Genomic DNA, 26,615 nt, shown 5'->3' with positions numbered 1-26,615 from the left:
CTGCTGGGGTGGAGCGTGCCGTATGACTGAAGTAGAAGCCAAAAAGCCGCAAGAGAGCCTGCAGGATCGCCTCGCACAGGTGGTCGATCTGTTGCATCGCCATAAGCTTGTGGAGGGCCTGACTCACCGCCAGGAAGGCCTGCACCGTGACCTGGTGGAAAACCTGGTCCATCGCCAGAACCTCGCTGAGCTGCAGCGCAAGCTCGATGAGCTGCACTCCGCCGACGTTGCCCATATTCTCGAAGCCCTTCCGCTGGCTGATCGCCTGACCGTCTGGCAACTGGTCAAGGCCGAGCGTGACGGTGACATCCTCCTCGAAGTGTCCGATGCGGTCCGTGAGTCGCTGATCGCGGACATGGATGACCATGAAATCCTCGCTGCGGCCAAGGAGATGGATGCGGATGAGCTGGCGGACCTGGCGCCGGAGTTGCCGCGTGACGTGGTGCTCGAACTCATGGAGTCGCTCGACGCACAGCAGCGTGAGCGCGTGCGTTCGGCGCTGTCCTACGAGGATGACCAGGTCGGCGCGCTGATGGACTTCGAGATGGTCACCATTCGCGAGGACGTCAGTCTGGAGGTGGTGCTGCGCTATCTGCGCCGCCTCAAGGAGCTGCCGGGGCACACCGACAAGCTGTTCGTGGTCGACTATGACGGCGTGCTCAAGGGTGTCCTGCCAATCAAGCGTCTGCTGGTCAACGACCCCGACAAACAGGTCGGTGAGGTGATGGCCAGTGATCCGGTGAGTTTCCAGCCCGGCGAAGACGCTCACGACGCGGCGCAGGCCTTCGAGCGCTATGACCTGATTTCCGCGCCGGTCGTGGATGGAGAGGGGCGGCTGATTGGTCGTCTGACCATCGACGAGATGGTCGACCTGATCCGTGAAGAGAGCGAGAGCGAAGTGCTCAACATGGCCGGTCTGCGCGAGGAAGAGGATATCTTCGCCTCCGTGTGGAAGTCGGTTGGCAACCGCTGGGCGTGGCTGGCCATCAACCTGATCACGGCCTTTATCGCTTCTCGGGTGATTGGTCTGTTCGAGGGTTCCATCGAAAAACTGGTGGCGTTGGCCGCCCTGATGCCGATCGTGGCGGGTATCGGTGGTAACTCGGGCAACCAGACCATCACCATGATCGTGCGTGCCCTGGCACTGGATCAGGTCAGCACCGGCAACACCTCGCGTCTGATGCGCAAGGAGCTGGGGGTGGCGCTGATCAATGGTGTGCTCTGGGGGGGGGTGATCGGTGTAGTTGCCTACCTGCTGTATGGCAGCTGGTCGCTCGGCCTGGTGATGACCGGGGCCATGACGCTCAACCTGCTGCTGGCGGCGCTCATGGGGGTTTTGATTCCCATGACGCTGATGCGTATGGGGCGAGATCCTGCGATGGGCGCCAGCGTGATGATCACCGCGATGACCGACAGCGGTGGTTTCTTCATCTTCCTGGGGCTCGCGACGCTGTTCCTGCTCTGATCAATGGGCACAAAAAAGCCGGCGTGAGCCGGCTTTTTCTTGGGTGGAGCGATCAGGCCTCGTCGGCGGCCATCTCGGCATCGTGGGCGATCAGGGAGACCAAGGCGTTCTGCTGGCGGCGCGACAGCTGACGAAAGCGCTGCAGCAGCTCGCGTTCGTGCAGGGATAGCTCGGGGCTGTCCAGGCGCAGATTCAAGTCATCGCCCAGAGAGTCTTCCTGGATCAGACTCTGCTCCAGGCGAGCGATGATCTCCGAGTTCATGCTGCGGTGATGATTACGCGCCACGTCGGCGATGCGTTCACGCATACCGTCGGGCAGGCGGACTACAAGCTTGTCAGCCGTACGGCTGGAATAGATGGCCTGTTTCATAGGGCGTATACATTAAACCGGTTAGTTCAGGAAAGCGATGCTGGCATTCAGCTATTGATTGTCGCTGCTTTGACCTTGATAGGCACTAGCCGTTCAGCCGGGATCTGCATCGGATTTTTTGGGGCGCCGGACAACTAATTGACGCCAATTACATGTCGAAGTGTGGCCCTAGTAGCGGCGCATTGCCAGCACCAGTTGTCCGAAATGCGTACAGATAGGCAAAAGCAGTCGCGTTTATTGGCGTGCTGTACTCTGTAATGCCCATTCTAGAGCCTTCTCGCCGGTTTTTGCGATTTTCCATTGGTGGCCAGAAAAGGGCTGCGCGGTCGTGGTCGCCGCAAATGAATGGGTAGTCGATTCCATGCTGCGAATGGCATGACAAATGCGCGACCGACCGTTAACATGCCGCCCCGTTGTGTGTCCCAGTAGCTCAATCGGATAGAGCATCCCCCTCCTAAGGGGAAGGTTGGAGGTTCGACCCCTCTCTGGGACGCCAGAATGTCAAAAGCCCGCAGCCGTTCAGGCATGCGGGCTTTTTTATGGGCGTATAAACGAAAAAACCGGCCTATGGCCGGTTTTTCTGATCGACTTTCGTCGATTCGGGATTTGGTCGGAGCGACTGGATTCGAACCAGCGACCTTCTCGTCCCGAACGAGACGCGCTACCAAGCTGCGCTACGCTCCGAAGATGGCGCGCATTTTACCGAAAAAGTTTTGCTGCACAAGGGGTTAGCTGAAAAGATTTTTTGCCCCGCATCCCTGTGGGGCGCTGCATCAGAGTTCCTTGACGGTAATCACCTGATCCTTGTTGATCTTCGCGGGTTTGCCGTCGAGCTGTTCGAACTCGTAGAAGCCCGAGTCCTCATCGAATGCGGGGGTGTCCACGGTCTGAATCTGGCTGCCATCGTTGAGGGTGATCACGCTCGGGGTCGAGCAGGCGGTGAGGGCGAAGAAGCCGAGGCTGGCGAAGAGGGTGGGCAATTTCCGTCGATTCATGGGTAACTCCTTGATGTACGAGTGAGTACCGTTGGTCTGACGGAATCCTGTGGCTCAAGTTCAACCCGTTGTGGTTTTTGACAGTAGCTGGGGGGTGTTCAGATTGGCCAGGCGTGGGTCGTCTACGGCGCAGCAGCAGGCTCGCGCATCCAGGCGCAGCAGGGTGCGCAGAGGGCTGCGTTCACCTTTTTGCCACTCCGCCTGCAGCCGTCCGAGTGCAGTCCTCGGCAGCAGGCAGAACATGGGCTGCCACTGCTCGCCCTGCTGCACCATTACCGGGGTTGTCGTGTCGTCGCCTGCCGTTTCGCGCAACGCCTGCAGCAGTGCGTGATCAATCAGCGGGGCGTCGCAGGGCAGCACCAAAAGCCAGTCATGGCGGGCGACGGCGAGGCCGGCGAGGATGCCGGCCAGCGGGCCGGGGAAGTCGCTCTCGACATCGCTGACCAAACGGTCGGCGTAGGCCGCGTAGTGCTCGGCGTTGCGATTGCAGGAGATGATCAGGTCGTCGGTCAGGGGGCGTACCACCTCATGCAGGTGGGTAATCAGCGGCTGGCCGCGCCATGCGATCAGCCCCTTGTCCTGCCCGCCCATACGCTGGCCACGGCCACCGGCGAGCAGCAGGATGGAGCAGGGCGGCAGGTGCGGGCGGGTCATGGCGGACGCTCTGGTGCGGGGCCTGTGATATAACACCGGCCAGTTTTCGCCACAACCGGACCCTGCCATGAGCCACAAGGCCGAGGCGGCTTTCGTGCCGCTGAATATCGCCGTTCTTACCGTCAGCGATACCCGTACCCTGGACACCGACACCTCCGGCCAGCTGTTCGTCGAGCGCCTCAGCGCCGCCGGCCATCACCTGGCCGCGCGGGTGCTGCTCAAGGACGACCTGTACCGCATTCGCGCCCAGGTGGCGCAGTGGATCGCCGAGGACGAGGTGCAGGTGGTGCTGATTACCGGCGGCACCGGTTTTACCGGCCGCGACAGCACGCCCGAGGCGGTGGCCTGCCTGCTGGACAAGCAGGTGGATGGCTTCGGCGAGTACTTCCGGCAGATCTCGGTGGCCGATATCGGCACCTCAAGCATGCAGTCGCGCGCCCTGGCCGGCCTGGCCAACGGCACCCTGGTGTGCTGCCTGCCGGGCTCGACCAATGCCTGCCGCACCGCCTGGGACGGCATCCTCGGCGAGCAGCTGGACAATCGCCACCGGCCCTGCAACTTCGTCCCGCACTTGAAGCAGGCTGTGCCCTGCGAGAGCCGCGGATGAGCCTGCTGCCGGTCGAGGACGCACTGGGGCGCCTGCTGGCGCTGGCCGAGGCGGCGCCGATCGATGCGCGCGAGATCGTATCGCTGGCCGCTGCCGATGGACGTGTACTGGCCACCGATCTGGTCGCTGGCCTCGACCTGCCGCCCTGGCCCAACAGCGCCATGGATGGTTATGCCCTGCGTCTGGCCGACTGGCAGGGCGAGCCGCTAGCGGTGAGCCAGCGCATTCTTGCCGGCCAGGCACCGGAATCGCTGCAGCCGGGTAGCTGTGCGCGCATCTTTACCGGTGCGCCGCTGCCGGCGGGCGCTGACACGGTGGAAATGCAGGAGAACGCCGAGATTCTGGCCGATGGCCGCGTGCGTTTCCTTGAGCCGATCAAGGTCGGGCAGAACGTCCGCCCCCAGGGCCAGGAGACCCGTGCTGGTGAAGTGGTGCTGCCGGCCGGCACCCGTCTGGGGCCGGTCGAGCTGGGGCTGGCCGCCTCGCTTGGCTGTGCGGTGCTGGCGGTGCGACGCAGGCCGCGGGTGGCGGTGGTGTCGACCGGCGACGAACTGGTCGAGCCCGGTCAGGCGCTCGGCCCGGGGCAGATCTATAACAGCAACCGCAGCCTGCTGTGCGCCTGGTTGCAGCGCCTGGGCTGCGAGGTGCGCGACGCCGGCATCCTGCCGGACGATGCGCAGCGCACCCGCGAAGCCCTGGCGGCGCTGGGTGATGCCGATCTGATCCTTTCCACCGGTGGGGTATCGGTCGGCGAGGCCGATCACCTTGGCCAGGTGCTGCGCGAGGAGGGCGAGCTGGCGCTGTGGAAGCTGGCAATCAAGCCGGGCAAGCCGCTCACCTGTGGGCACTTCCGTGGTGTGCCGGTGCTCGGTCTGCCGGGCAATCCGGCCTCGACCCTGGTGACCTTCGCCCTGCTGGCCAGGCCCTACCTGCTGCGTCGCCTCGGCGTCCAGCGGGTCGCGCCATTGGCCTTCGAGGTGGCGGCCGGCTTCGTCTGGAGCAAGCCGGGCAAGCGCCGCGAGTACTTGCGCGCGCGCCTGGAAAACGGCCGCGCCGTGTTCTATCCAAACCAGAGTTCCGGCGTGCTGCGCAGCGCGGCCTGGGCCGATGGCCTGGTGGAGGTGCTGGAAGAGCGGAGCTATGCCGAAGGTGACACGCTGCGCTTTATTCCGCTGAGCGAAGTGCTCGGCTAGGGCGTCAGCTCAGAGCGGCGCACCCTTGCGCCGCTCGCGGTATTCACCCGGGGTCATGCCGGTCCAGGCCTTGAAGCTGCGGTGGAAGGAGCGCGACTCGGTAAAGCCGAGGTAGCTGGCGATGTCCTGGATCGCCAGGTCGCTGCGCAGCAGGTAGTGCTCGGCCAGCTCCTGGCGCAGCTGGTCGAGGATTTCCTGGTAGCTGGTGCCGGCCTGTTGCAGGTGGCGTTGCAGGGTGCGTACCGTCATGTGGAATTTCTCGGCGACCTTTTCCTTGCGCGGCAGGCCGTCCTTGAGCAGCAGGCGCAGGGCGTTCTTCACCCGTTGTGGCAGCGGCTCGTTGTCGTCCAGCCCGGCCATCATGGTCAGCGCGTGTTCTTCCAGGGTGCGCAGCAGGTTGGCGTCGGCCTGGCGCAGGGGGATGGCCAGGTAGTCCAGTGGTACCAGCAGGGCGTTGCAGGGCTGGCCGAAGCGCACCGGGCAGCCGAAGAAGGTCTCGTAATCCTCCTGTGGCGCCTCGGCGGGGCGCTCATGCTCCAGCCAGACCTCGCGGGGCGACCGGTCCATATCGGCGATCCAGCGCGCGTAGAGCATCCATGAGGCCAGCACGTTCTCGACCATATGGCGGCGGATGCCGGGGCTCTCGTGGCGGCAGTTCCAGATCAGCCGTACATGGTCGCCGGCCATTTCCAGGCGGCTGGTTCCCATGTCACCGACCAGTTTCTCGTAGGGCACGATGCGGCTCATGGCCTCACCCAGGGTCGCGCAGTTCATGGTGATGTAGCCAAGCACGCTCCAGGAGCCCGGCTGCACGTAGCGCGCCGAATGCAGGCCGAACAGCGGGTCGCCGGAGACCTGCATCAGGTACTGCAGCAGGCGTTCGTGGGCTTCGCTGGGGATGCGCCGGCCGTTGTCGGCCAGATCTTCGAGGGTCACGCCGGCGGCGTTGCGCGCAGCCTCCAGATCCAGGCCGAGGGCTTCGGCGTGGCGCAGGTACTTGAGCAGGGCGGGAACCGAGGTATAGCCGAGGGTCAGCATGGTTTTCTTGTTGTTCTGCTTGTCATGATTGGCGACAGCCGCTGGCCCGATCCGACAGTGACCGGCGCGGGCGGCTGGCTAGTATAGGCAGCCATCGAGAATGACCGGAATAGTGGGAGCACGCATGCGACGTTGGAATGGATGGGGCGACGAGGCCACCGTGGTGGAGCTGCCGGCGCATGGCGCGGCCTTCCTGGAACAGCGGGTCGGCGTGGGGCAGCGTCTGCCGGATGCCAGTCTGGAGCAGGTGCTGGCGCGGGTGCCCGAATCGCGCTTGGGCGTTCGCCATCCGCTGGTCAGCGTCGATGCCGAAGTGCGCGTGCGCCACGCCCGCGGGCAGAGCCTGCCGGACTGGCTGGCCATGCGTTCCGGTGAGTTCGGCGTGTTCCCCGACGGTGTCGCCCTGCCGGAAACCGCAGCGCAGATCCGCGAGCTGCTGGCCTGGGCCAGGGAGCAGGACGCCATCGTCATCCCCTACGGCGGCGGTACCTCGGTGGCCGGGCACATCAACCCGGTCGAGTCCGCCAAGCCGGTGCTGACCCTGTCGCTGGAGCGCATGACCCAGCTGCTCGACCTCGACGAGCAGAGCCAGATCGCCACCTTCGGCCCCGGCGCTAACGGCCCGCAAGTAGAGGCGCAGCTGCGCGCACGCGGCTACACCCTCGGCCACTTCCCGCAGTCCTGGGAGCTGTCCACCCTCGGTGGCTGGGTCGCCAGCCGCTCCAGCGGCCAGCAGTCGCTGCGCTACGGGCGCATCGAGCAACTGTTTGCCGGCGGCAAGGTCGAGACCTTCGCCGGCACCCTGGAGATCCCCACCTTCCCGGCCTCGGCTGCCGGACCGGATCTGCGCGAGCTGATCCTCGGCAGCGAGGGCCGCTTCGGCGTGATCTCCGAGGTGCGCGTGCGCGTGAGCAAACTGGCCGAGCAGGAGAAGTTCTTCGCCGTGTTCCTGCCCAGCTGGCAGCAGGCCCTGGCCGGAATCCGCGCCCTGGTCCAGGCACGCATCCCGCTATCCATGCTGCGCCTGTCCAACGCCATCGAGACCGAGACCCAGCTGGCCCTGGCCGGCCACCCCGAGCAGATCGCCCTGCTGGAGAAGTACCTGGCCCTGCGCGGCGCGCGCGCCGGCAAGTGCATGCTGACCTTCGGCGTCACCGGCAACCGCAGCCAGAATGCGCTGTCGGTGAAGCAGGCGAAAAAGCTGCTGAAGAGCTTTGGCGGCGTGTTCACCGGTACCCTGCTGGGCAAGAAATGGGCGGAGAACCGCTTCCGCTTCCCCTACCTGCGCCATGGCCTGTGGGAGGCCGGCTACGCGGTGGATACCCTGGAGACGGCCACCGACTGGAACAACGTCGACCACCTGCTGAACCAGGTCGAGGCCAGTCTGCGCCAGTGCCTGGCGGAGGAGGGCGAGCGTGTCCACGTGTTCACCCACCTGTCGCATGTCTACGGCCAGGGTTCGAGCATCTACACCACCTACGTGTTCCGTCCGGGCGACCGCTACGACGCGACCCTGGCGCGCTGGGCCAAGCTCAAGCAGGCCGCCAGCCGGACCATCGCCGCCAACCGCGGCACCATCAGTCACCAGCATGGCGTCGGTCGCGACCACGCGCCGTACCTGGCGGCGGAGAAGGGCGAGCTGGGCATGGCGGCGCTCAAGGCCATGGCGCAGCACTTCGATCCGGAGCGACGTCTGGCTCCGGGCGTGCTCTTGGATGACTGAGATGGCCTGGAACGCGGTCTGGCGTGAGGCGGCGCTGCCCGAGCTGGCAGCGCGCGACTGGGACCTGATCGTCGTCGGCGGCGGCATCAGCGGCGCCGGCATCCTGCGCGAGGCGGCGCGGCGCGGCTGGAGCTGCCTGCTGCTGGAGCAGCGCGATTTCGCCTGGGGCACCTCCAGCCGCTCGTCGAAGATGGTCCATGGCGGCCTGCGCTATATCGCCAAGGGCCAGCTGGGCCTGACCCGCGACTCGGTGCGCGAGCGCCAGCGCCTGCTCGGCGAGGCGCCTGGCCTGGTCGATGCGCTGCCGTTCCTGTTCCCCCACTACCGCGGCCAGTTCCCCGGCCCCCGGGTGTTCGGCGGCCTGCTCGGCGTGTACGACGCCCTGGCTGGCCAGCGCCTGCACCGCTATCACCCGGCCGCCGAGCTGCGCTACCTGGCGCCGGGGCTGAGCGATAAGGAGCTGCTCGGCGGCACCCTGTTCACCGATGCGGTCACCGATGACGCGCGCCTGGTCATGCGCGTGCTGGGTGAGGCGCGGGCCGAGGGCGGCGAGGCATTGAATGGCCTGCGCGTGGTCGAGCTGAGCCGCGATGGCGAACGGGTGAACGGCCTGGTCGCCGAGGACGGCGAAAGCGGCCGGCGCTTCAGCTTCCGCGCACGCGCCGTGGCCCAGGCCACCGGTGCCTGGGCTGACGAGCTGCGCCAGAAGATCGGCCTGGAGCATATCCGCCCGCTGCGCGGCAGCCACCTGCTGCTGCCGGCCTGGCGCCTGCCGGTGGCCCAGGCCATCAGCTTTATGCACCCCGAGGACCAGCGACCGGTGTTCGTCTTCCCCTGGGAGGGCGCCACGGTGATCGGCACCACCGACCTGGACCATGGCGAGGCGCTGAACCGCGATGCGCGGATCACGGAGGACGAGGTCGAGTATTTGCTGGCGGCCTGCGCCAGCGTGTTCCCGCATGCCAAGGTCGGTCGCGCCGACGTGCTGTCTACCTGGGCCGGCGTGCGCCCGGTGGTCAGCGAGGGCGAAAGCACCGGCAAGAAGCCGTCGGACGAGAAGCGCGAGCATGCCCTGTGGGTCGAGCCCGGCTGCGTGACTCTGGCCGGCGGCAAGCTGACCACCTTCCGCCTGCTGGCGCTCGAAGTGCTGCGCGCCTGTGCGCCGATGCTCGGACGCGAGGTGGCGGATGTGGGGCAGACGGTATTCCATGCCGCGCCGCCGGTGGCGCTGACCGGCCTGAGCCTGAGCCAACAGCGGCGCCTGGCCGGGCGCCATGGCCATGCGCTGCCGCGTCTGGCCGAGCTGATTGGCGAGCTGGGCAGCGAGTGCATCGGCGCCAGCACCACGCTGTGGGCCGAGCTGGCCCTGGCCTGTGACGACGAACTGGTGCTGCAACTGGACGACCTGCTGCTGCGCCGCACGCGCATCGGCCTGTTGCTGGCGGGCGGTGCTGCCGCCGAGCTGCCGCGCATCCGCGCCCTGTGCCAGCCGCGTCTGGGCTGGAGCGATGCGCGTTGGGAACAACAACAACAACGCTACCTGGCGCTATGGCGCCAGTGCTACAGCCTGCCGGGTGAATCTTCGTGAGCGAACAACGCTATTTGCTGGCCATCGACAACGGCACCCAGAGCGTGCGCGCGCTGCTCTTCGACCTGGCCGGCAATCTGGTCGGCAAGGGCAAGGTGGAGCTGGAACCCTACTATTCCGAGCACCCCGGCTGGGCCGAGCAGGACCCGGAGTACTACTGGCGCAGCCTCGGCGAGGCTTGTCGGCAGCTGTGGGCCAGCGTCGACATCGATAAAAGCCAGATTGCCGGCGTGTCGCTGACCACCCAGCGCGGCACCCTGATCAATGTCGACGCGGCCGGCCAGCCGCTGCGCCCGGCCATCCTCTGGCTCGACCAGCGCCGTGCCGATGTGGCGGGTCGCATCCAGGGACCTTGGGGCTGGCTGTTCAAGCTGATCCGCGAAGAGGAGACCATCGACTACTTCCGCAGCCAGGCCGAGGCCAACTGGATCGCCCAGCAGCAGCCGGATATCTGGGCGCGCACGCACAAGTTCCTGCTGCTGTCGGGCTTTCTCACCCACCGCCTGTGTGGCCGCTTCGCCGACTCGGTGGGCAGTTGCGTGGCCTACCTGCCGTTCGACTACAAGCGCCTGTGCTGGGCTAAGCCGAGCGACTGGAAGTGGCAGGCCATTCCGGTGCGCCCGGACATGCTGCCGGAGCTGGTCAAGCCGGGCGAGCGTATCGGCGCCATCAGCGCCGAGGCCAGCCTGCACACCGGCATTCCCGAGGGCCTGCCGCTGATCGCCGCCGCCTCGGACAAGGCCTGCGAGGTGATCGGCGCCGGCGGCGTGGAGCCAAGCACGGCCTGCCTGTCCTACGGCACCACGGCGACCATCAACACCACCCGCAGCCAGTATCTTGAGACCATCCCGCTGATCCCGCCGTACCCGGCGGCGATTCCCGACCACTACAACACCGAGGTCATGGTGTTTCGCGGCTTCTGGATGGTCAGCTGGTTCAAGGAGCAGTTCGGCCACGCCGAGCGCCAGCGCGGCCTGGAGCTGGGGGTGGAGGCCGAGACGCTGTTCGACGAGCTGGTGGAGAGCGTGCCGCCCGGTTCCATGGGCCTGATGCTGCAGCCGTTCTGGTCGCCGGGTATTCGCGAGCCGGGGCTGGAGGCCAAGGGCTCGATCATCGGCTTTGGCGATGTGCACACCCGTGCGCACCTGTATCGCGCCATCCTCGAGGGGCTGGCCTACGCGTTGCGCCAGGGCCGCGAGAAGATCGAGCAGCGTTCCGGCACGCGCATCGAGCGTTTGCGCATCTCCGGCGGGGGCTCGCAGAGCGATGCGGCCATGCAGCTGACCGCCGACATCTTCAACCTGCCGGCCGAGCGCCCGCACCTGTACGAGACTTCCGGCCTCGGCGCGGCCATTGACTGCGCCGTTGGCCTCGGTCTGCATCCTGACTTCCCCACGGCCATCGCCGCCATGACCCGCGTCGGTAAAGTGTTCCAGCCCAACCCACAGGCCGTGGCGGTGTACGAGCGCCTGTACCGCGAGGTCTATCTGCGCATGTACAGGCAGCTGAGGCCGCTGTACCGCAGCATTCGGGAGATCACTGGCTATCCCGCCTGAATGCATGTCTGCCCGCTTATACTGAGCCGATAGGCAAAGGAGGGGGCATGAGCGAGCGTAAGGCGATGCTGATCCTGCATGGCAAGCAGGCGCAGAACGAGGAGGTCCGTGCAGCCGTGATGGCGCTGCGCGAGCGGGGCTGGCAGCTGGTCGTGCGCCTGACCTGGGAAGGTGGCGATGCGGCGCGCCTGGTGCAGGAGGGGCTGGCCGCCGGCTATTCCACCCTGATCGCCGGGGGCGGCGATGGCACCTTGCGTGAGGTGGCTGAAGCACTCGCGCTGGCCGGCGCTCAGGCCAGCCTGGCATTGCTGCCGCTGGGGACCGCAAACGACTTCTGTCGCGCGGCCGGGGTCCCGCTGGTGCCGAGCGAGGCGCTGGCGCTGCTGGCGCGTCCGCCGGTGGCGGTCGACCTCGGTGAAGTGGACGGTCAGCTGTTTCTTAACATGGCCACTGGGGGTTTTGGCTCCAGGGTAACGGCCAACACGTCCGAGGAGCTCAAGAAGCTACTGGGCGGCGCCGCGTATTTCCTCACCGGGCTGACGCGGTTCTCCGAGGTGCATTCGTCCTATGGTCGCTTTCGCGGGCCAGGTTTCGAATGGGACGGTGATTTCCTCGCCCTGGGAATCGGTAATGGCCGTCAGGCAGGCGGTGGTCATGTGCTGTGCCCGCAGGCGTGCATCGATGACGGCTTGCTCGACATCTGTATCGTGCCGGCCCCCCAGGATGTGGTGGGCACCCTGGGTACCCTGCTCTCCGGAGGTGTTCTGGGGCTGGAGTCCGTGTCCCTGCGGGTCCGTCTGCCCTGGCTGGAGGTGGAGGCCCCGGAGGGATTGGACATCAATCTCGATGGCGAACCGATGGAGGGGCGACGCTTGCGTTTTGCCACGAGGTCGGGCGCCTTGCGCCTACACTTGCCGGAGGCCTCGCCGCTGCTCGGTCATGGCGCTGTTGGTGCGCCTGCGGCATGATGGCCTGAGGCCATGTGCTGCAGTTTCTTAACAAGTGGCCGATAGCAGCTAGACTCGAAGTAAATATGAGGAGCACTCGATGGCCAGCATTCTCGATACGGTGGACCAGCGCACCCAACTGGTGGGCGAGAATCGCCTGGAAATCCTCATGTTTCGTCTGGCTGGCCGGCAGCTGTTCGCCATCAACGTGTTCAAGGTGCAGGAAGTCCTGCAACTGCCCAAGCTGACGCTGATGCCGCACCGCCATCCCTATGTGTGTGGTGTGGTCAATCTGCGCGGCCAGACGCTGCCGGTGATCGATCTGTCGCAGGCCATCGGCATGCGTCCGCTGACGCCCAACCAGAACAGCACCATCATCGTCACCGAGTACAACCGCTCGGTGCAGGCCTTCCTGGTGGGTGGTGTGGACCGCATCATCAATCTGAACTGGGAGTCGGTCATGCCCCCGCCGGGTGGTGCCGGCCGTCAACACTATCTGACGGCCATCACCAAGGTGGACGATCAGATTGTCGAGGTCATCGACGTGGAGAAGGTGCTGGCGGAAATCGCACCGATGAGTACCAAGGTGTCCGAAGAGAAACTCGAGGATCCGCTGCTGGCCCAGGCTCGCGGGCGCGAAGTGCTGCTGGTGGATGATTCCGGAGTGGCCATGGGGCAGCTCAAGGAGACCATGGCGCAGCTGGAAATCCGTTCACATCAGGCGGGTGACGGACTGAAGGCGCTCAAGATGCTCAAGCTCTGGGTCGACTCGAATGTGGATGTGCCCAACAAGCTGCTGATGGTCATTACCGATGCCGAAATGCCGGAGATGGACGGGTACCGGCTGACCACTGAAATCCGCAATGACCCCAGGCTCAAGGATCTGTACGTGGTTCTGCACACCTCGCTTTCTGGCAGCTTCAACGAAGCGATGGTCAAGAAGGTTGGCTGTGACGACTTCCTTTCCAAATTCCAGCCGGACAAGCTGGTGGATGTGGTCCGCAAGCGGCTTGAGTTACTACAGCCTTAGGGCTGTGCTTGAGTTAGTGGAAAAGGCGCTTTATAAGCGCCTTTTCCATTGCCAGGAATGGCTGTCATGTTGCGACTTTCCGCGTTGTACCGTTACCCGATCAAATCCACGGCCGCCGATGTGCTGAGTGAGGCACGAGTGCGGCTGCAGGGTTTGGAGGGTGATCGACGCTGGATGCTGGTAGATCCAGTGACGGGTCGATTCCTGACCCAGCGTGCTCTGCCGCAGATGGGGCGTATCAGGGCTCACTGGCGCGAGGGCGGTTCGCTGACCCTGATGGTGCCCGGTATGGAACCGCTGGAGGTCAAGGTTCCCGAGGCTGACAGCGCGCTACGTGAAGTCACGGTCTGGAGCGACTGTCTGCAGGCCCCTGACGCTGGCGATGAGGCTGCGCTCTGGCTGGCTGCCGCGATTGGTCGGCCCTGCCGGCTGGTACACGTGCCTGAGTCTCGGGCTCGCCAGGTAGATGCCAACTACGCCCAGCCAGATGACCGGGTGGGTTTCGCCGATGGCTTCCCCCTGCTACTGATCGGCCAGTCCTCGCTGGACGACCTCTGTGCGCGCGTCGGACGCCCGCTGGAGATGCTGCGTTTTCGTCCCAACCTGGTGATCGAGGGCAGTGCGCCCTACGCCGAGGATGGCTGGAAGCGTATCCGCATTGGTGACCTCGAGTTCGAGGTGGCCAAGGGCTGCAGCCGCTGCATCCTCACCACCATCGATCCGCAGACCGGCGAGCGCAGTGCTGACCGCGAACCGCTGACCACGCTGAAGACCTATCGCGAGCGCGAGGGTGATGTGTATTTCGGCCAGAACCTGCTGCCGCGCGGTATCGGCGAGCTGCGCTTAGGCATGCCGGTGGAAGTGCTGAAGTAGTCTGAATTCCCGGCCTGCATGCGGGCTTCGGCGGCAGAAACAAAAAAGGGCGCCTACGGGCGCCCTTTTTTCTGAACCGGCTTCTCACTGGTCGTCGAAGAAGCGCTCATGCCAGTCCACCAGCTTCTGCGGCGAGCCCAGCTTCTGGCCGTAGATCACCGAGTAGGACAGCACGTTCTGCACGTACTGGCGGGTCTCGTCGAACGGAATGTTCTCCACCCACACGTCGAACGCCAGGTGGTCGGCGCCGCGCAGCCACTGGCGTACACGGCCGGGGCCGGCGTTGTAGGCGGCGGAGGCGAGCACCCGGTTGCCGTTGAACTGGCCGTGCACCTGGCTCAGGTAGGCGGCGCCGAGCTGGATGTTCTTCTCCGGCACTAGGGCCTGTTTGGGGTCGGCCAGCGGGATGCCGAACTTGCGTGCGGTCTCCTTGGCGGTGCCCGGCATCAGCTGCATCAGGCCCATGGCGCCGACCGGCGAGCGGGCGTCGGCCATGAAGGCGCTTTCCTGGCGGGTGATGGCGAACACCCAGCTGGAGTGCAGGCCGCGCAGCTTGGCCTGCTGGGTCAGGCTGCTCTTGTGTGCCATGGGGAAGCGGATGTCCAGGTCATCCCAGTACTGCGCCTGGCTGATGGTGCGGATGGCCGGGAAGTACCAGCCCTTGTCGTAGGCCAGCTTGGCCTGGGCGACCATTTCCTCGCGGCTGAACAGGCGGCTGACGTGGTACCACTCGCGGCGGCCATCGACGATCTGGCCGCGATCATGGAACTCCAGAGCGCGACGGATGCCCGCCGTGTTGCGCACTTTCTGCATCACCTGCGGTTTGATGGGCATCGGCTTGTGGTTGAGGCTGTAGGGCACCTCGATGCGGTCGGCGGCGAGGAAACCGTAGAAGTCGCGCTCCTTGGCCAGCGGCTGGTACAGGGCGATGGCTTGCTGGGCCTGGGGCTGAGCCAGTTGCAGGCTGCGCGCCTGCCAGTAGCGCCAGCGACTGGTGGTGGCCAGCGGGCTCGGCATGCGACTGGTCAGCTGGTAGGCCTCGTCCCAGCGGCCGTGGCGCAAAAGCAGGCGCGCACGCCATTCGGAGACGGTGTTGTCGCGCAGCTCCGGGTCGTACTGGGCCATGACCTTGAGCGCGCGGATATCGAAGCGCTTGGCCAGGGTCAGGCCGATCTCGCGGGCGATGGCGACCTTTTCCTCGGCGGAGAAGGGCAGTTTGCCGGCATAGACGTCCAGCAGGCTCAGGGCCTTTTCCGGATCCTGGCGTGCCAGGCGGCGCAGACCGAGGCCGGCGGCGTCGGCCATGTAGCGATCGGCCGGGGCGAAACGCGCGGTCTGGCTCATCATCTGCGGCTTCTGCGCGGCATCGAGCATCAGTTGGCCCTGCTTGCCGAGGTTGGGCAGACCCTTGATCAGGTAGCTGGCCAGGCCGTAGTTGCGCGCCTCGGCGGCCAGCTTGGCGCGCTGCCAGCGGCGATCCTCGCTGAGCTGGCCGTCGGCGCGCCAGGTGCTGAACAGGGTGTCGCAGGCCTCGGGCTGGGATTTGCCGACCAGCCACAGCTTCTCGGCGGCGACCCGGGCTTCGGCTTTCATGCCCTGTTTGTACAGGTACTGGCCATACAGGCAGTCCAGTTCGGTGAAGTTAAGCTTGGGGTCGTAGTGGTTGGCGAAGGTCTGCCACTCGCCGCGCTCGGCCAGCCAGCGCAGCCAGCGCAGTTTCATCCAGCCGGCCTGGGGCAGGTCGCCGTGCTCGGTGAGAAACGCCTCGATCTCGTCGTTGCTGGCCCATTTCAGGCGGGCAGTGAGCTCGTCGTAGGCCAGGTAGGGCTCCAGCGGATAGTCACGCAGGGCATTGGCGTAGCGCAGGTAAGGGCCCTTGTCGCCCTTGGCCAGGGCGCGCTTGGCTTCGTCATACATCTGCCGCTGCTGGGTCAGATTGGCGGCCTGAGCGCTGGCGAGGCCGAGGGAACAGGAAAGGAACGCGGAAAGCAGGCAGAACAGAGGGCGGCGCATGACACATCCGGACAGAGAAAACGAAATGGAGCTTTCGCCTAGCTTAGCCTGACTGGGCGGCAGAATGGCACCGCAGCGTGCGACAACGCGCCAGCATTGGGCCAGCTTAACTCGGTTAGAATGCGCGCCTGTTCACGAAGGTGGTAGTCATGACCCTGCTCAAGTTTTCCGATGTTTCCCTGGCCTACGGCGCCATGCCCCTGCTGGACGGGGTGTCCTGGCAGATAGCCCGGGGAGAGCGGGTGTGCATCATCGGCCGCAACGGTACCGGCAAGTCGAGCATGCTGCGCCTGGTCAAGGGCGAGCAGATGCCCGATGACGGCGAAATCTGGCGCGCGCCGGCGCTGAAGATCGGCGAGCTGCCGCAGGAGTTGCCGCGTGCCGACGAGCGTACGGTATTCGACGTGGTGGCCGAGGGCCTGGCCGGGGTCGGCGAGCTGCTGGCGCGCTATCACCACCTGAGCCAGAACATCCAGGGCGAGGATGACCTCAACCAGCTGATGCATGTCCAGCAGGAGCTGGAGGCGAAGGATGGCTGGCGCCTGCAACAGCTGGTCGACAGCACCCTGAGCCGCCTGCAGCTGCCGGCCGACAAGACCCTGGCCGAGCTATCCGGTGGCTGGCGTCGCCGCGTGCTGCTGGCCCAGGCGCTGGTCTCCGAACCGGACCTGCTGCTGCTCGATGAGCCGACCAACCACCTGGATATCGGCGCCATTGCCTGGCTGGAAGAGGCGCTGAAGGAGTTCACCGGCGCCGTGCTGTTCATCACTCACGACCGCTCCTTCCTGCAGAACCTGGCCACGCGCATCCTCGAACTGGACCGTGGTGGCCTGATCGACTGGAACGGCGACTACGCCAGCTTCCTGGTGCACAAGGAGCAGCAACTGGCCGCCGAGGAGACCGCCAACGCGCTGTTCGACAAGCGCCTGGCCCAGGAGGAAGTGTGGATTCGCCAGGGTATCAAGGCCCGCCGCACCCGCAACGAGGGCCGCGTACGCGCGCTCAAGGCCATGCGCCAGGAACGCAGCGAGCGCCGCGAGCGCCAGGGCAAGGCCAACATCCAGCTGGAGTCGGCGGAAAAGTCCGGCAAGCAGGTGATAGTGGCGGAAAATGTCAGTTTTGCGCACGCAGGGGGACCTACCCTGATCCGCGACTGCTCGCTGGTGCTGCAACGCGGCGACCGCATCGGCCTGCTCGGGGCCAACGGAACCGGCAAGACCACGCTGCTGAAACTGCTGCTTGGCGACCTGCAGCCCACTAGTGGCACGATAGTGGCAGGGACCAAGATCGAAGTGGCGTATTTCGATCAGCTGCGCCATCAGCTGGAGCCGGAAAAGACGGTGATCGACAACGTCGCGGAAGGTCGCGACTTCATCAGCATCGATGGTCAGAGCCGCCACGTGCTGAGCTATCTGGGGGACTTCCTGTTCAGTCCGCAGCGGGCACGTACGCCGGTCAAGGCGTTGTCCGGTGGCGAGAGGGCGCGCCTGTTACTGGCTAAGCTGTTCAGTAAACCGGCCAACCTGTTGGTGCTGGACGAACCGACCAACGACCTGGACGTGGAAACCCTCGAGCTGCTCGAGGAGGTTCTGCTGAATTTCCCCTGCACCGTGCTGATGGTCAGCCACGACCGGGCCTTCCTCGACAACGTGGTGACCAGCACGCTGGTCTTCGAGGGCGAGGGCAGGGTGCGCGAGTACGTCGGCGGTTACCAGGACTGGTTGCGCCAGGGCGGTTCGCCGCGCCTGCTGGGTGTCGGCGAATCCAAGCCGGCCAAGGTCGAAGCTCCCCGTGCGGCAGATCCGGCGCCGGTGGCAGTGACAAGCGGTACTGCGGCTCCGGCCGCGAAGAAGCTCAGCTACAAGCTGCAGCGAGAGCTGGAGGCCATCCCCGGGCAGATCGACGCCCTGGAGGCCCAGCTGGCAGAACTGCAGGGGCAGATTGCCGATCCGGCCTTCTACCAGCAGGCACCGACCATTACCGGGCCGGTGCTGCAGCGCCTGCAGAGCCTGCAAGAGGAGTTGGACCAGTTGCTGGAGCGCTGGGCCGAATTGGAAGCCTAAAACGCTTGTCGGAGACATGCATGGCGATTGAGTACCGCATCACCCTGGATGACAACCATCAGTTCAGCTACAGGATCGAGCTGGACCGTCAGTACGACCCCCAGGGTGCCGAGGCGACGCCGAAGTGGACGCGCCTGGAAAACAATCAGTGCAGCAACTGCCCACTGAAGAAGGATGAATTCAGCCGCTGCCCGGCAGCGGTCGACCTGCACCGCGTGATCGAGGACTTCCAGGGCCTGCCGGCCTTCAAGAAGGCCCAGGTATGGGTGCGCACGCCGGAGCGCGAGTACAGCAAGCTGGTCGGACTGGAGGAGGGCTTGCGCTCTCTGCTTGGCGTGATCATGGCCACCAGTGCCTGCCCGGTGCTGGGCAAGCTCAAGCCGATGGCGCACAACCACCTGCCGTTCGCCAGCAGCCAGGAGTTCATCCTGCGCACCATTTCGCTGTACCTGACCCGGCAGTACTTCAACTTCCGCGAGGGGCGCCTCGCCGACTGGGAGCTCAAGGGGCTGGTCAAGCAGTTCCAGCAGCTACAGCTGGTCAACCAGGCGTTCTGGCAGCGCATTCACGATGTCTGCGAGGGGGATTCCAACCTCAAGGCCTTCCTCACCTTCTTCTCCATGTCGTCGAGCATGACGGTGTCGATGGAGACCCAGCTGCAGAAGATCCGTCCGCTGGTCATGAGCGCCGGCGACGTTCCGGAGTGAGCTGCAGGGCCCGTTGCCGGGCCCGGCGTTATTCCTTGGTTTTCTTCAGGCGTACCGCCAGCACGTCGCACGGGGCGCCGTGCAGCACGTCGTTGGCGGTGGAACCGAGCAGCAGGGCTAGGCCGTGGCGGCCGTGACTGCCCACGACGATCAGGTCGCAGCCCTGTTCCTCGGCCAGTCGGTGCAGCTCCTGGCGTGGCTGGCCGTAGGCCAGGTGGCGCTGCTCGGCGCTCAGTTGCGGGTAGCGTCCGGCAAAGCTCTGCAGGCGCTCGCGGGCCTGGTCGAACTGTTGCTGCTGCAGCATTGACAGGTCCATGGGAACGTCGCCGCCGAATGCCATGGCCATGGGCTCGACAATGTGTACCAGCGCGGCTTTGGCGCCACTGCTGGCGGCGATGGCCAGGGCGCGCTCGACGACCGGGTGGCATTCGTCAGTCAGGTCGACGGCAATCAGGATGTGCTGGTAGGGCATGATGAATTTCCTCCACTCCAGTGGGCATGCTTGCAGTAAGTTCTGCTTCCTTCATAACACAGACCCTAGCAGTAACAAGAGAGAGATATGACCTGGTGGATAGTGCTTTTGCTCGTCGGTGCGGCCCTCAGTCCGCTGGTGTGGCTGCGCCCCTCGCCGCAGCAGCGCGGGCAGATGGAATTGCGCCTGGCCGCGCGGCGCCTGGGGCTTGGCATGCAGCTGGGGCAGCAGCAGTGGCCGCACTGGCTGGAGAAACAGCCGCCGGAGCGCTGTGCCCAGTATCACCGGGGGCGCCGCGCAGGGCGCAGTGACAGCTGGAGCTACTGGCAGGTCGCGCCGGGGCAGTGGTGCAACCAGTGGCGCGAGCCCTGTACCGATGCGGTCATGCTGGAGCGGCTGCAGGCCTTGCCGGCGGATGTCTACAAGGTCGAGGCCAACCCGCAGATGATCTCCCTGTTCTGGGGCGAGCGCGGTGGCGAAGAGGAGCTACGGGTGGTAGCGGCATTGCTGGCGCAACTGGCCTGATGGCATTTGCTTATTGTCATTATTCAACTGCTGAATGCTGGTGCCAGAGGGCTTGAACGACCATGCGTGACCCGGCGGCAACTTCTGGTCATCGAGTGGCTCTGCACTCATTCGGGGCTTCTGCGACGGGCAATTGACAATTGCCGGGTTTTCACTGAATGTACGCCCACCCAAATCAAACGGGCGTATGAATTGAGCGGTCTGCCCCTATGGCAGCGCCTTTACAGCCCGATTATCGCGTCGGCGGGTGTGTCGGATCGATTGGGACTATGCTCGACGGCTCTATGCCTAGAGCGGCCCCGGCCGGTTGGCTCCGATGTGTACAGTTCAGCTTCCATACCGTGGAGATCAGTTGATGATTTACGAAGGTAAAGCCATCACGGTTAAGGCTCTTGAGGGCGGCATCGTCGAATTGAATTTCGACCTCAAGGGTGAGTCCGTTAACAAGTTCAACCGTCTCACCCTGACCGAGCTGCGTCAGTCCGTGGATGCCATCAAGGCCGACGGTTCGATCAAGGGCGTAATCGTCACCAGCGGCAAAGACGTGTTCATCGTCGGCGCCGACATCACCGAATTCGTCGACAACTTCAAGCTGCCCGACGAAGAGCTGGTGGCCGGCAACCTCGAAGCCAACAAGATCTTCAGCGATTTCGAAGACCTGGCCGTTCCGACCGTTATCGCCATCAACGGCATCGCCCTGGGCGGCGGTTTCGAGATGTGCCTGGCCGGTGACTATCGTGTCGCCGCCGAGAGCGCCAAGATCGGCCTGCCGGAAGTCAAGCTGGGCATCTACCCGGGCTTCGGCGGCACCGTGCGCCTGCCGCGCGTGATCGGTACCGACAACGCCATCGAGTGGATTGCTTCCGGCAAGGAAAACAAGGCCGCCGACGCCCTGAAAGTGGGTGCCGTCGATGCCGTGGTTGCCGCCGACAAGCTCCACGCCGCCGCTCTGGACCTGGTCAAGCGCGCCATCTCCGGCGAGCTGGACTACAAGGCCAAGCGTCAGCCCAAGCTGGAAAAGATCAAGCTCAACGCCATCGAGCAGATGATGGCCTTCGAAACCGCCAAAGGTTTCGTCGCTGGCCAGGTCGGCCCGAACTACCCGGCTCCGGTCGAGGCCATCAAGACCATCCAGAAAGCTGCCAACTTCGGTCGCGACAAGGCCCTGGAAGTCGAAGCCGCCGGCTTCGTCAAGCTGGCCAAAACCTCCGTTGCCGAAAGCCTGATCGGTCTGTTCCTGAATGACCAGGAACTGAAGAAGAAGGCCAAGCAGCACGACGAGATCGCCCGCGACGTGAAACTGGCCGCCGTACTCGGCGCCGGCATCATGGGTGGCGGTATCGCCTACCAGTCGGCCTCCAAAGGCACTCCGATCCTGATGAAGGATATCCGCGAAGAGGGTATCCAGATGGGTCTGAACGAGGCTTCCAAGCTGCTCGGCAAGCGCGTCGAGAAAGGCCGCATGGCTCCGGCCAAGATGGCCGAGGCGCTGAACGCCATTCGCCCGACCATGTCCTACGGCGACTTCGGTGCCGTCGACATCGTGGTCGAAGCCGTGGTCGAGAACCCGAAGGTCAAGCAGATCGTGCTGGCCGAGGTGGAAGGCGTGGTGAAGGAAGATGCCGTCCTGGCTTCCAACACCTCCACCATCTCGATCAACCTGCTGGCCAAGGCCCTCAAGCGTCCGGAAAACTTCGTCGGCATGCACTTCTTCAACCCGGTACACATGATGCCGCTGGTTGAGGTCATCCGTGGTGAGAAGTCCAGCGACGTGGCCGTTGCCACCACCGTGGCCTACGCCAAGAAGATGGGCAAGAACCCGATCGTGGTCAACGACTGCCCCGGCTTCCTGGTCAACCGCGTGCTGTTCCCGTACTTCGGCGGCTTCTCCAAGCTGCTGGGCTTCGGTGTCGACTTCGTGCGCATCGACAAGGTCATGGAGAAGTTCGGCTGGCCCATGGGTCCGGCCTACCTGTCCGACGTGGTTGGTATCGACACCGGTCACCATGGCCGTGACGTGATGGCCGAAGGCTTCCCGGATCGTATGGGCGTTGAAGGCAAGACCGCCGTCGACGTGATGTACGAAGCCAACCGCCTGGGCCAGAAGAACGGCAAGGGCTTCTACGCCTACGAGACCGACAAGCGCGGCAAGCCGAAGAAAGTCTCCGACCCGGCCGCCTACGAGCTGCTGAAGTCGATCGTCGTCGAGCAGCGTGAGCTGACCGACGAAGACATCATCAACTTCATGATGATCCCGCTGTGCCTGGAAACCGTTCGTTGCCTGGAAGACGGCATCGTCGAAACCGCAGCTGAGGCCGACATGGGCCTGATCTACGGTATCGGCTTCCCTCCCTTCCGCGGTGGTGCTCTGCGTTACATCGATTCCATCGGTGTGGCCGAGTTCGTCGCCCTGGCCGACAAGTACGCCGAGCTGGGCGCCCTGTACCACCCGACCGCCAAGCTTCGTGAAATGGCCGCCAAGGGCCAGAAGTTCTTCGGTTAATCGCGCAGCGAACAGAGCGAGAGTAGAAATATGAGCCTGAATCCGAGAGACGCAGTCATTGTCGACTTCGGTCGTACCCCGATGGGTCGTTCCAAGGGCGGCATGCACCGCAACACCCGTGCCGAGACCATGTCGGCACACCTGATCAGCGGCGTCCTGGCGCGTAACACCAAGCTGGACCCGGCTGAAGTCGAAGACGTGATCTGGGGTTGCGTCAACCAGACCCTGGAGCAGGGCTGGAACATCGCGCGCATGGCGTCGCTGATGACCCAGATCCCGCACACCAGTGCCGGCCAGACCGTCAGCCGTCTGTGCGGTTCCTCCATGAGCGCCCTGCACACTGCTGTGCAGGCCATCCAGACCGGCAACGGCGACGTCTTCGTCGTCGGCGGTGTGGAGCACATGGGCCACGTTGGCATGATGCATGGCGTCGATCCGAACCCGCACCTGTCCCTGTACGCTGCCAAGGCGTCGGGCATGATGGGTCTGACCGCCGAGATGCTGGGCAAGATGCACGGCATCAGCCGCGAGCAGCAGGATGCCTTCGGTGAGCGTTCTCACCGTCTGGCGCACAAGGCCACCGTCGAAGGCAAGTTCAAGGATGAAATCATCCCGATGCAAGGCTACGACGAGAACGGCTTCCTGAAGGTGTTCGACTTCGACGAAACCATTCGTCCGGAGACCACCCTGGAAAGCCTGGCGGCCCTGAAGCCGGCGTTCAACCCGAAAGGCGGCACCGTGACCGCGGGTACTTCCTCGCAGATCACCGACGGCGCTTCCTGCATGATCGTCATGAGCGCCCAGCGCGCTCAGGACCTGGGCATCCAGCCGATGGCCGTGGTTCGCGCCATGGCCGTTGCCGGTGTCGATCCGGCCATCATGGGCTACGGCCCGGTACCGTCCACTCAGAAGGCACTTAAGCGTGCCGGCCTGACCATGGACGATATCGATCACGTCGAGCTCAACGAAGCCTTCGCCGCTCAGGCCCTGCCGGTGCTGAAGGACCTGAAACTCCTCGACAAGATGGAGCAGAAGGTCAACCTGCATGGTGGCGCCATTGCTCTGGGTCACCCGTTCGGCTGCTCCGGTGCGCGTATCTCCGGCACCCTGCTGAACGTGATGAAGCAGAACGGCGGTACTCTGGGCGTGTCCACCATGTGCGTGGGTCTCGGCCAGGGCATCACCACCATCTTCGAACGCGTCTAAGCGTTAGTCGATGCGAAGACCGGGGCCTTGTGCCCCGGTTTTTGTTTTTCAGGAGAACTCCCATGCAACTGCAACCTGGCCTCTACCGCCACTACAAGGGGCCGCAGTACCGCGTGTTCGGTACCGCGCGCCATTCGGAAAGCGAAGAGTGGCTGGTGGTCTATCAGGCACTTTATGGTGATTTCGGCCTGTGGGTGCGGCCGCTCGAGATGTTCTGTGGCACGGTCGAACTGGACGGCGAGACGGTGCCGCGCTTTGCTCTGATCGAGGCCGAACCGGCGGTGATCGGGCAGGGGGCTGCCGGGAATCACGCTTGACCGCAACTCGACAGCCACTATATATAGCGGTGCCTTGATAGGCTCCCGCCGCTTATTCTTTCTTTTTCGTATTCAGGAATTCTCCAGTCCATGGGCAAATCGCTGGTCATCGTGGAATCCCCGGCCAAGGCCAAGACCATCAACAAGTACCTGGGCAACCAGTTTGTGGTGAAGTCGAGCATCGGCCATATTCGTGACCTGCCCACCAGCGGTTCCGCCAGTGCCAGCAAGGAGCCGGCCAAGCGCGGCAAGGCCGCGGCTGCCGAGGCGCCGGCCCTGTCGCCCAAGGAGAAGGCCAAGCGTCAGCTGTTCGCGCGCATGGGCGTTGATCCCGAGCATGGCTGGAAAGCCAAGTACGAGATCCTGCCCGGCAAGGAGAAGGTGATCGAGGAATTGCGCCGACTGGCCAAGGATGCCGACACCATCTACCTCGCAACCGACTTGGACCGCGAAGGGGAGGCCATCGCCTGGCACCTGCGCGAGGCCATCGGCGGCGACGATAGCCGCTACAAGCGCGTGGTGTTCAACGAGATCACCAAGAAGGCCATCCAGGAGGCCTTCTCCCAGCCCGGCGAACTGGACATCAACCGCGTCAACGCGCAGCAGGCACGCCGCTTCCTCGATCGCGTGGTGGGCTACATGGTCTCGCCGCTGCTGTGGGCCAAGATCGCCCGTGGCCTCTCCGCCGGTCGCGTGCAGTCGGTGGCGGTGAAGCTGGTGGTGGCGCGTGAAAAGGAAATCCGTGCCTTCGTCCCGGAAGAATACTGGGAAGTGCACGCCGATCTGGGCACCGCCAAGAGCGACAAGGTGCGCTTCGAGGTGGTCCGCGAGAACGGCGAGGCCTTCAAGCCGCTGAATGAGGCCCAGGCCATGGCGGCGCTGGAAAAGCTCAAGGCCTCCAGCTACAGCGTGGTCAAGCGCGAGGACAAGCCGACCTCGAGCAAGCCGTCCGCGCCGTTCATTACCTCCACCCTGCAGCAGGCGGCGAGCAACCGACTCGGCTTCGGGGTGAAGAAGACCATGATGATGGCCCAGCGTCTCTATGAGGCGGGCTACATCACCTATATGCGTACCGACTCGACCAACCTGTCGGCCGATGCCATCGAGATGGTGCGCGGTTTCATCGACAACGAGTTCGGCCAGAAATACCTGCCGGCCAAGCCGAACCTTTACTCCAGCAAGGAGGGCGCCCAGGAAGCGCACGAGGCGATTCGCCCGTCCGACGTCAATCTGCGCCCGACCCAGCTGTCCGGCATGGAGCGTGACGCCGAGCGCCTGTACGAGCTGATCTGGCGCCAGTTCGTGGCCTGCCAGATGCCGCCGGCCGAATACCTGTCCACCAGCGTCAGTGTGGCGGCCAGTGGCTTTGAACTGCGTGCCAAGGGCCGCATCCTCAAGTTCGACGGCTACACCCGCGTGCTGCCGCAACAGAGCAAGCCAGGCGAGGACGACGTACTGCCGGAGATGAAGGAAGGCGAGGCGCTCAAGCTGCTCAAGCTCGACCCCAGCCAGCACTTCACCAAGCCGCCGGCGCGCTTCTCCGAGGCCAGCCTGGTCAAGGAGCTGGAAAAGCGCGGCATCGGCCGTCCGTCCACCTATGCGGCGATCATTTCCACCATTCAGGAGCGCGGCTACGTCACCGTACACAACCGTCGCTTCTATGCCGAGAAGATGGGTGACATCGTCACCGAGCGCCTCGACGAAAGCTTCGCCAACCTGATGGACTACGGCTTCACCGCCGCCATGGAAGAGCATCTGGACGATGTGGCCCAGGGCGAGCGCGACTGGAAGCACCTGCTCGACGAGTTCTATGGCGACTTCAGGAAGAAGCTCGAAGTGGCCGAGACGGCGGACAAGGGCATGCGTGCCAACCAGCCGACTCCGACCGATATCGCCTGCCGCGAATGCGGCCGGCCGATGATGATCCGTACCGCCTCCACTGGTGTTTTCCTCGGCTGCTCCGGCTATGCGCTGCCGCCCAAGGAGCGCTGCAAGGCCACCCTCAACCTGATCCCGGGCGATGAGATCGCTGCGGATGACGAGGGCGAGTCCGAGTCCCGCGTACTGCTGGGCAAGCACCGCTGCCCGATCTGTGCCACCGCGATGGATGCCTACCTGCTGGACGAGACCCGCAAGCTGCATATCTGCGGCAACAACCCGGATTGTGCCGGTTATGAGATCGAGCAGGGTCAGTACCGCATCAAGGGCTACGAAGGTCCGAGCCTGGAGTGCGACAAGTGCGGCAGCGAGATGCAGCTGAAGACCGGGCGCTTCGGCAAGTTCTTCGGTTGCACCAATGCCAGCTGCAAGAACACCCGCAAGCTGCTGAAGAATGGCGAGGCGGCACCGCCGAAAATGGATGCGGTGCCGATGCCGGAACTCAAGTGCGAGAAGGTCGACGACACCTACGTGCTGCGTGACGGGGCATCCGGCCTGTTCCTCGCCGCCAGTGGCTTCCCGAAGAACCGTGAGACCCGTGCGCCGCTGGTGCTGGAGCTGATTCCGCACAAGGACGAGATCGATCCCAAGTATCACTTCCTGCTGGCTGCTCCAGCCAAGGATCCCGATGGCCGTCCGGCAGTGATCCGCTACAGCCGCAAGACCAAGGAGCAGTATGTGCAGAGCGAAGTGGACGGCAAGCCCACCGGCTGGCGCGCCTTCTTCGATGGTGGCAAGTGGAAGATCGAAGACAAGCGCTGATCTCTGTTGCCCTCTGATACCGGGTGCTGATGCACCCGGCATGTTCCGCTCTCGCAGTCGAGGAGTAGGC

At 64.6% G+C, this 26,615-nt stretch carries 22 protein-coding genes and 2 tRNA genes; 17 read left to right on the top strand and 7 right to left on the bottom strand.

Annotated elements, in window-relative coordinates:
* Positions 1 to 22 precede the first annotated feature (22 nt).
* Entirely contained in the window at positions 23 to 1,465 is a 1,443-nt protein-coding gene (gene mgtE / locus ACOAPY_RS13840; RefSeq protein ID WP_076577908.1) for a magnesium transporter, read from the top strand.
* Positions 1,466 to 1,517: 52 nt separating this feature from the next.
* Here mgtE and ACOAPY_RS13835 read toward each other — a convergent pair whose 3' ends face one another.
* On the bottom strand, positions 1,518 to 1,844 hold the full coding sequence (locus ACOAPY_RS13835) for an Arc family DNA-binding protein (RefSeq protein ID WP_465156812.1): 327 nt from the start codon (positions 1,842 to 1,844) through the stop codon (positions 1,518 to 1,520).
* Positions 1,845 to 2,254: 410 nt separating this feature from the next.
* On the opposite strand from ACOAPY_RS13835, the gene ACOAPY_RS13830 reads away from it, so the two are divergent.
* A tRNA-Arg gene (locus ACOAPY_RS13830) sits at positions 2,255 to 2,331 on the top strand.
* A gap of 111 nt (positions 2,332 to 2,442) precedes the next feature.
* On the opposite strand, the gene ACOAPY_RS13825 is transcribed toward ACOAPY_RS13830, so the two are convergent.
* The 3 genes from ACOAPY_RS13825 to mobA all read right to left on the bottom strand — a co-directional run bounded on the left by ACOAPY_RS13825 (position 2,443) and on the right by mobA (position 3,484).
* Positions 2,443 to 2,519, bottom strand: a tRNA-Pro gene (locus ACOAPY_RS13825).
* An 89-nt stretch (positions 2,520 to 2,608) separates the two neighbouring features.
* Complete coding sequence (locus tag ACOAPY_RS13820) at positions 2,609 to 2,830, bottom strand: YgdI/YgdR family lipoprotein (RefSeq protein ID WP_076577912.1); 222 nt, start codon at positions 2,828 to 2,830, stop codon at positions 2,609 to 2,611.
* A gap of 60 nt (positions 2,831 to 2,890) precedes the next feature.
* Positions 2,891 to 3,484, bottom strand: coding sequence for a molybdenum cofactor guanylyltransferase MobA (gene mobA / locus ACOAPY_RS13815; protein WP_465153640.1), 594 nt, complete (start codon positions 3,482 to 3,484; stop codon positions 2,891 to 2,893).
* A gap of 67 nt (positions 3,485 to 3,551) precedes the next feature.
* On the opposite strand from mobA, the gene moaB reads away from it, so the two are divergent.
* Together moaB and ACOAPY_RS13805 are read left to right on the top strand one after the other, a co-directional pair.
* The gene (gene moaB, locus ACOAPY_RS13810) at positions 3,552 to 4,091 is read left to right on the top strand and encodes a molybdenum cofactor biosynthesis protein B (RefSeq protein WP_076577916.1); all 540 of its coding nucleotides are present in this window, start codon (positions 3,552 to 3,554) and stop codon (positions 4,089 to 4,091) included.
* Positions 4,088 to 5,284 (top strand): molybdopterin molybdotransferase MoeA, encoded by a 1,197-nt coding sequence (locus tag ACOAPY_RS13805; protein ID WP_465153639.1) that lies wholly within the window; start codon positions 4,088 to 4,090, stop codon positions 5,282 to 5,284. The genes moaB and ACOAPY_RS13805 overlap by 4 nt, the downstream gene beginning before the upstream one ends.
* A 9-nt stretch (positions 5,285 to 5,293) precedes the next feature.
* On the opposite strand, the gene gliR is transcribed toward ACOAPY_RS13805, so the two are convergent.
* Complete coding sequence (gene gliR, locus ACOAPY_RS13800; protein ID WP_279999261.1) at positions 5,294 to 6,322, bottom strand: AraC family transcriptional regulator GliR; 1,029 nt, start codon at positions 6,320 to 6,322, stop codon at positions 5,294 to 5,296.
* Positions 6,323 to 6,446: 124 nt separating this feature from the next.
* On the opposite strand from gliR, the gene ACOAPY_RS13795 reads away from it, so the two are divergent.
* The 6 genes from ACOAPY_RS13795 (at position 6,447) to ACOAPY_RS13770 (ending at position 14,039) form a co-directional block, all read left to right on the top strand.
* Positions 6,447 to 8,045 (top strand): FAD-binding oxidoreductase, encoded by a 1,599-nt coding sequence (locus ACOAPY_RS13795; RefSeq protein WP_465153638.1) that lies wholly within the window; start codon positions 6,447 to 6,449, stop codon positions 8,043 to 8,045.
* Position 8,046: 1 nt separating this feature from the next.
* The gene (locus ACOAPY_RS13790; RefSeq protein ID WP_465153637.1) at positions 8,047 to 9,633 is read left to right on the top strand and encodes a glycerol-3-phosphate dehydrogenase/oxidase; all 1,587 of its coding nucleotides are present in this window, start codon (positions 8,047 to 8,049) and stop codon (positions 9,631 to 9,633) included.
* Positions 9,630 to 11,189, top strand: a complete 1,560-nt coding sequence (locus ACOAPY_RS13785) for an FGGY-family carbohydrate kinase (protein ID WP_465153636.1) — start codon at positions 9,630 to 9,632, stop codon at positions 11,187 to 11,189. The genes ACOAPY_RS13790 and ACOAPY_RS13785 overlap by 4 nt, the downstream gene beginning before the upstream one ends.
* Before the next feature lie 47 nt (positions 11,190 to 11,236).
* On the top strand, positions 11,237 to 12,157 hold the full coding sequence (yegS, locus tag ACOAPY_RS13780; RefSeq protein ID WP_465153635.1) for a lipid kinase YegS: 921 nt from the start codon (positions 11,237 to 11,239) through the stop codon (positions 12,155 to 12,157).
* 79 nt (positions 12,158 to 12,236) lie between these two features.
* Positions 12,237 to 13,166, top strand: coding sequence for a chemotaxis protein (locus ACOAPY_RS13775; protein WP_465153634.1), 930 nt, complete (start codon positions 12,237 to 12,239; stop codon positions 13,164 to 13,166).
* 66 nt (positions 13,167 to 13,232) lie between these two features.
* Complete coding sequence (locus tag ACOAPY_RS13770; protein WP_465153633.1) at positions 13,233 to 14,039, top strand: MOSC domain-containing protein; 807 nt, start codon at positions 13,233 to 13,235, stop codon at positions 14,037 to 14,039.
* An 84-nt stretch (positions 14,040 to 14,123) separates the two neighbouring features.
* Here the strand turns inward: ACOAPY_RS13770 and ACOAPY_RS13765 are convergent, their stop codons facing one another.
* On the bottom strand, positions 14,124 to 16,052 hold the full coding sequence (locus tag ACOAPY_RS13765; RefSeq protein ID WP_465153632.1) for a transglycosylase SLT domain-containing protein: 1,929 nt from the start codon (positions 16,050 to 16,052) through the stop codon (positions 14,124 to 14,126).
* A 149-nt stretch (positions 16,053 to 16,201) separates the two neighbouring features.
* Between ACOAPY_RS13765 and ACOAPY_RS13760 the strand changes: the two genes are divergently transcribed.
* Both ACOAPY_RS13760 and ACOAPY_RS13755 read left to right on the top strand, forming a co-directional pair.
* Entirely contained in the window at positions 16,202 to 18,115 is a 1,914-nt protein-coding gene (locus tag ACOAPY_RS13760) for an ATP-binding cassette domain-containing protein (protein ID WP_465153631.1), read from the top strand.
* A 20-nt stretch (positions 18,116 to 18,135) separates the two neighbouring features.
* Positions 18,136 to 18,822, top strand: a complete 687-nt coding sequence (locus ACOAPY_RS13755; protein WP_076577938.1) for a DUF6901 family protein — start codon at positions 18,136 to 18,138, stop codon at positions 18,820 to 18,822.
* Between the two features lie 28 nt (positions 18,823 to 18,850).
* Here ACOAPY_RS13755 and ACOAPY_RS13750 read toward each other — a convergent pair whose 3' ends face one another.
* The gene (locus tag ACOAPY_RS13750) at positions 18,851 to 19,294 is read right to left on the bottom strand and encodes a universal stress protein (RefSeq protein WP_076577940.1); all 444 of its coding nucleotides are present in this window, start codon (positions 19,292 to 19,294) and stop codon (positions 18,851 to 18,853) included.
* A gap of 87 nt (positions 19,295 to 19,381) precedes the next feature.
* Here ACOAPY_RS13750 and ACOAPY_RS13745 point away from each other — a divergent pair, with 87 nt between their 5' ends.
* The 5 genes from ACOAPY_RS13745 (at position 19,382) to topA (ending at position 26,545) form a co-directional block, all read left to right on the top strand.
* Positions 19,382 to 19,819, top strand: coding sequence for a hypothetical protein (locus tag ACOAPY_RS13745; protein ID WP_076577942.1), 438 nt, complete (start codon positions 19,382 to 19,384; stop codon positions 19,817 to 19,819).
* Between the two features lie 355 nt (positions 19,820 to 20,174).
* Positions 20,175 to 22,322 carry a fatty acid oxidation complex subunit alpha FadB gene (fadB, locus tag ACOAPY_RS13740; protein ID WP_465153630.1) on the top strand — a complete coding sequence of 716 codons (2,148 nt, stop codon included), beginning with the start codon at positions 20,175 to 20,177 and terminating at the stop codon, positions 22,320 to 22,322.
* Between the two features lie 30 nt (positions 22,323 to 22,352).
* Positions 22,353 to 23,528: an acetyl-CoA C-acyltransferase FadA gene (gene fadA, locus ACOAPY_RS13735; protein WP_076424731.1), complete on the top strand. Its 1,176-nt coding sequence runs from the start codon at positions 22,353 to 22,355 to the stop codon at positions 23,526 to 23,528.
* A gap of 62 nt (positions 23,529 to 23,590) precedes the next feature.
* Positions 23,591 to 23,845, top strand: coding sequence for a DUF1653 domain-containing protein (locus ACOAPY_RS13730; protein ID WP_076424729.1), 255 nt, complete (start codon positions 23,591 to 23,593; stop codon positions 23,843 to 23,845).
* A 90-nt stretch (positions 23,846 to 23,935) separates the two neighbouring features.
* Positions 23,936 to 26,545: a type I DNA topoisomerase gene (gene topA / locus ACOAPY_RS13725; RefSeq protein WP_465153629.1), complete on the top strand. Its 2,610-nt coding sequence runs from the start codon at positions 23,936 to 23,938 to the stop codon at positions 26,543 to 26,545.
* Positions 26,546 to 26,615 lie beyond the last annotated feature (70 nt).

Origin of the sequence: Pseudomonas stagnisoli, from assembly GCF_048595745.1 — a bacterium.
Lineage (GTDB): Bacteria > Pseudomonadota > Gammaproteobacteria > Pseudomonadales > Pseudomonadaceae > Aquipseudomonas > Aquipseudomonas alcaligenes_A.
This window is presented reverse-complemented; position numbering and strand designations above follow the sequence as displayed.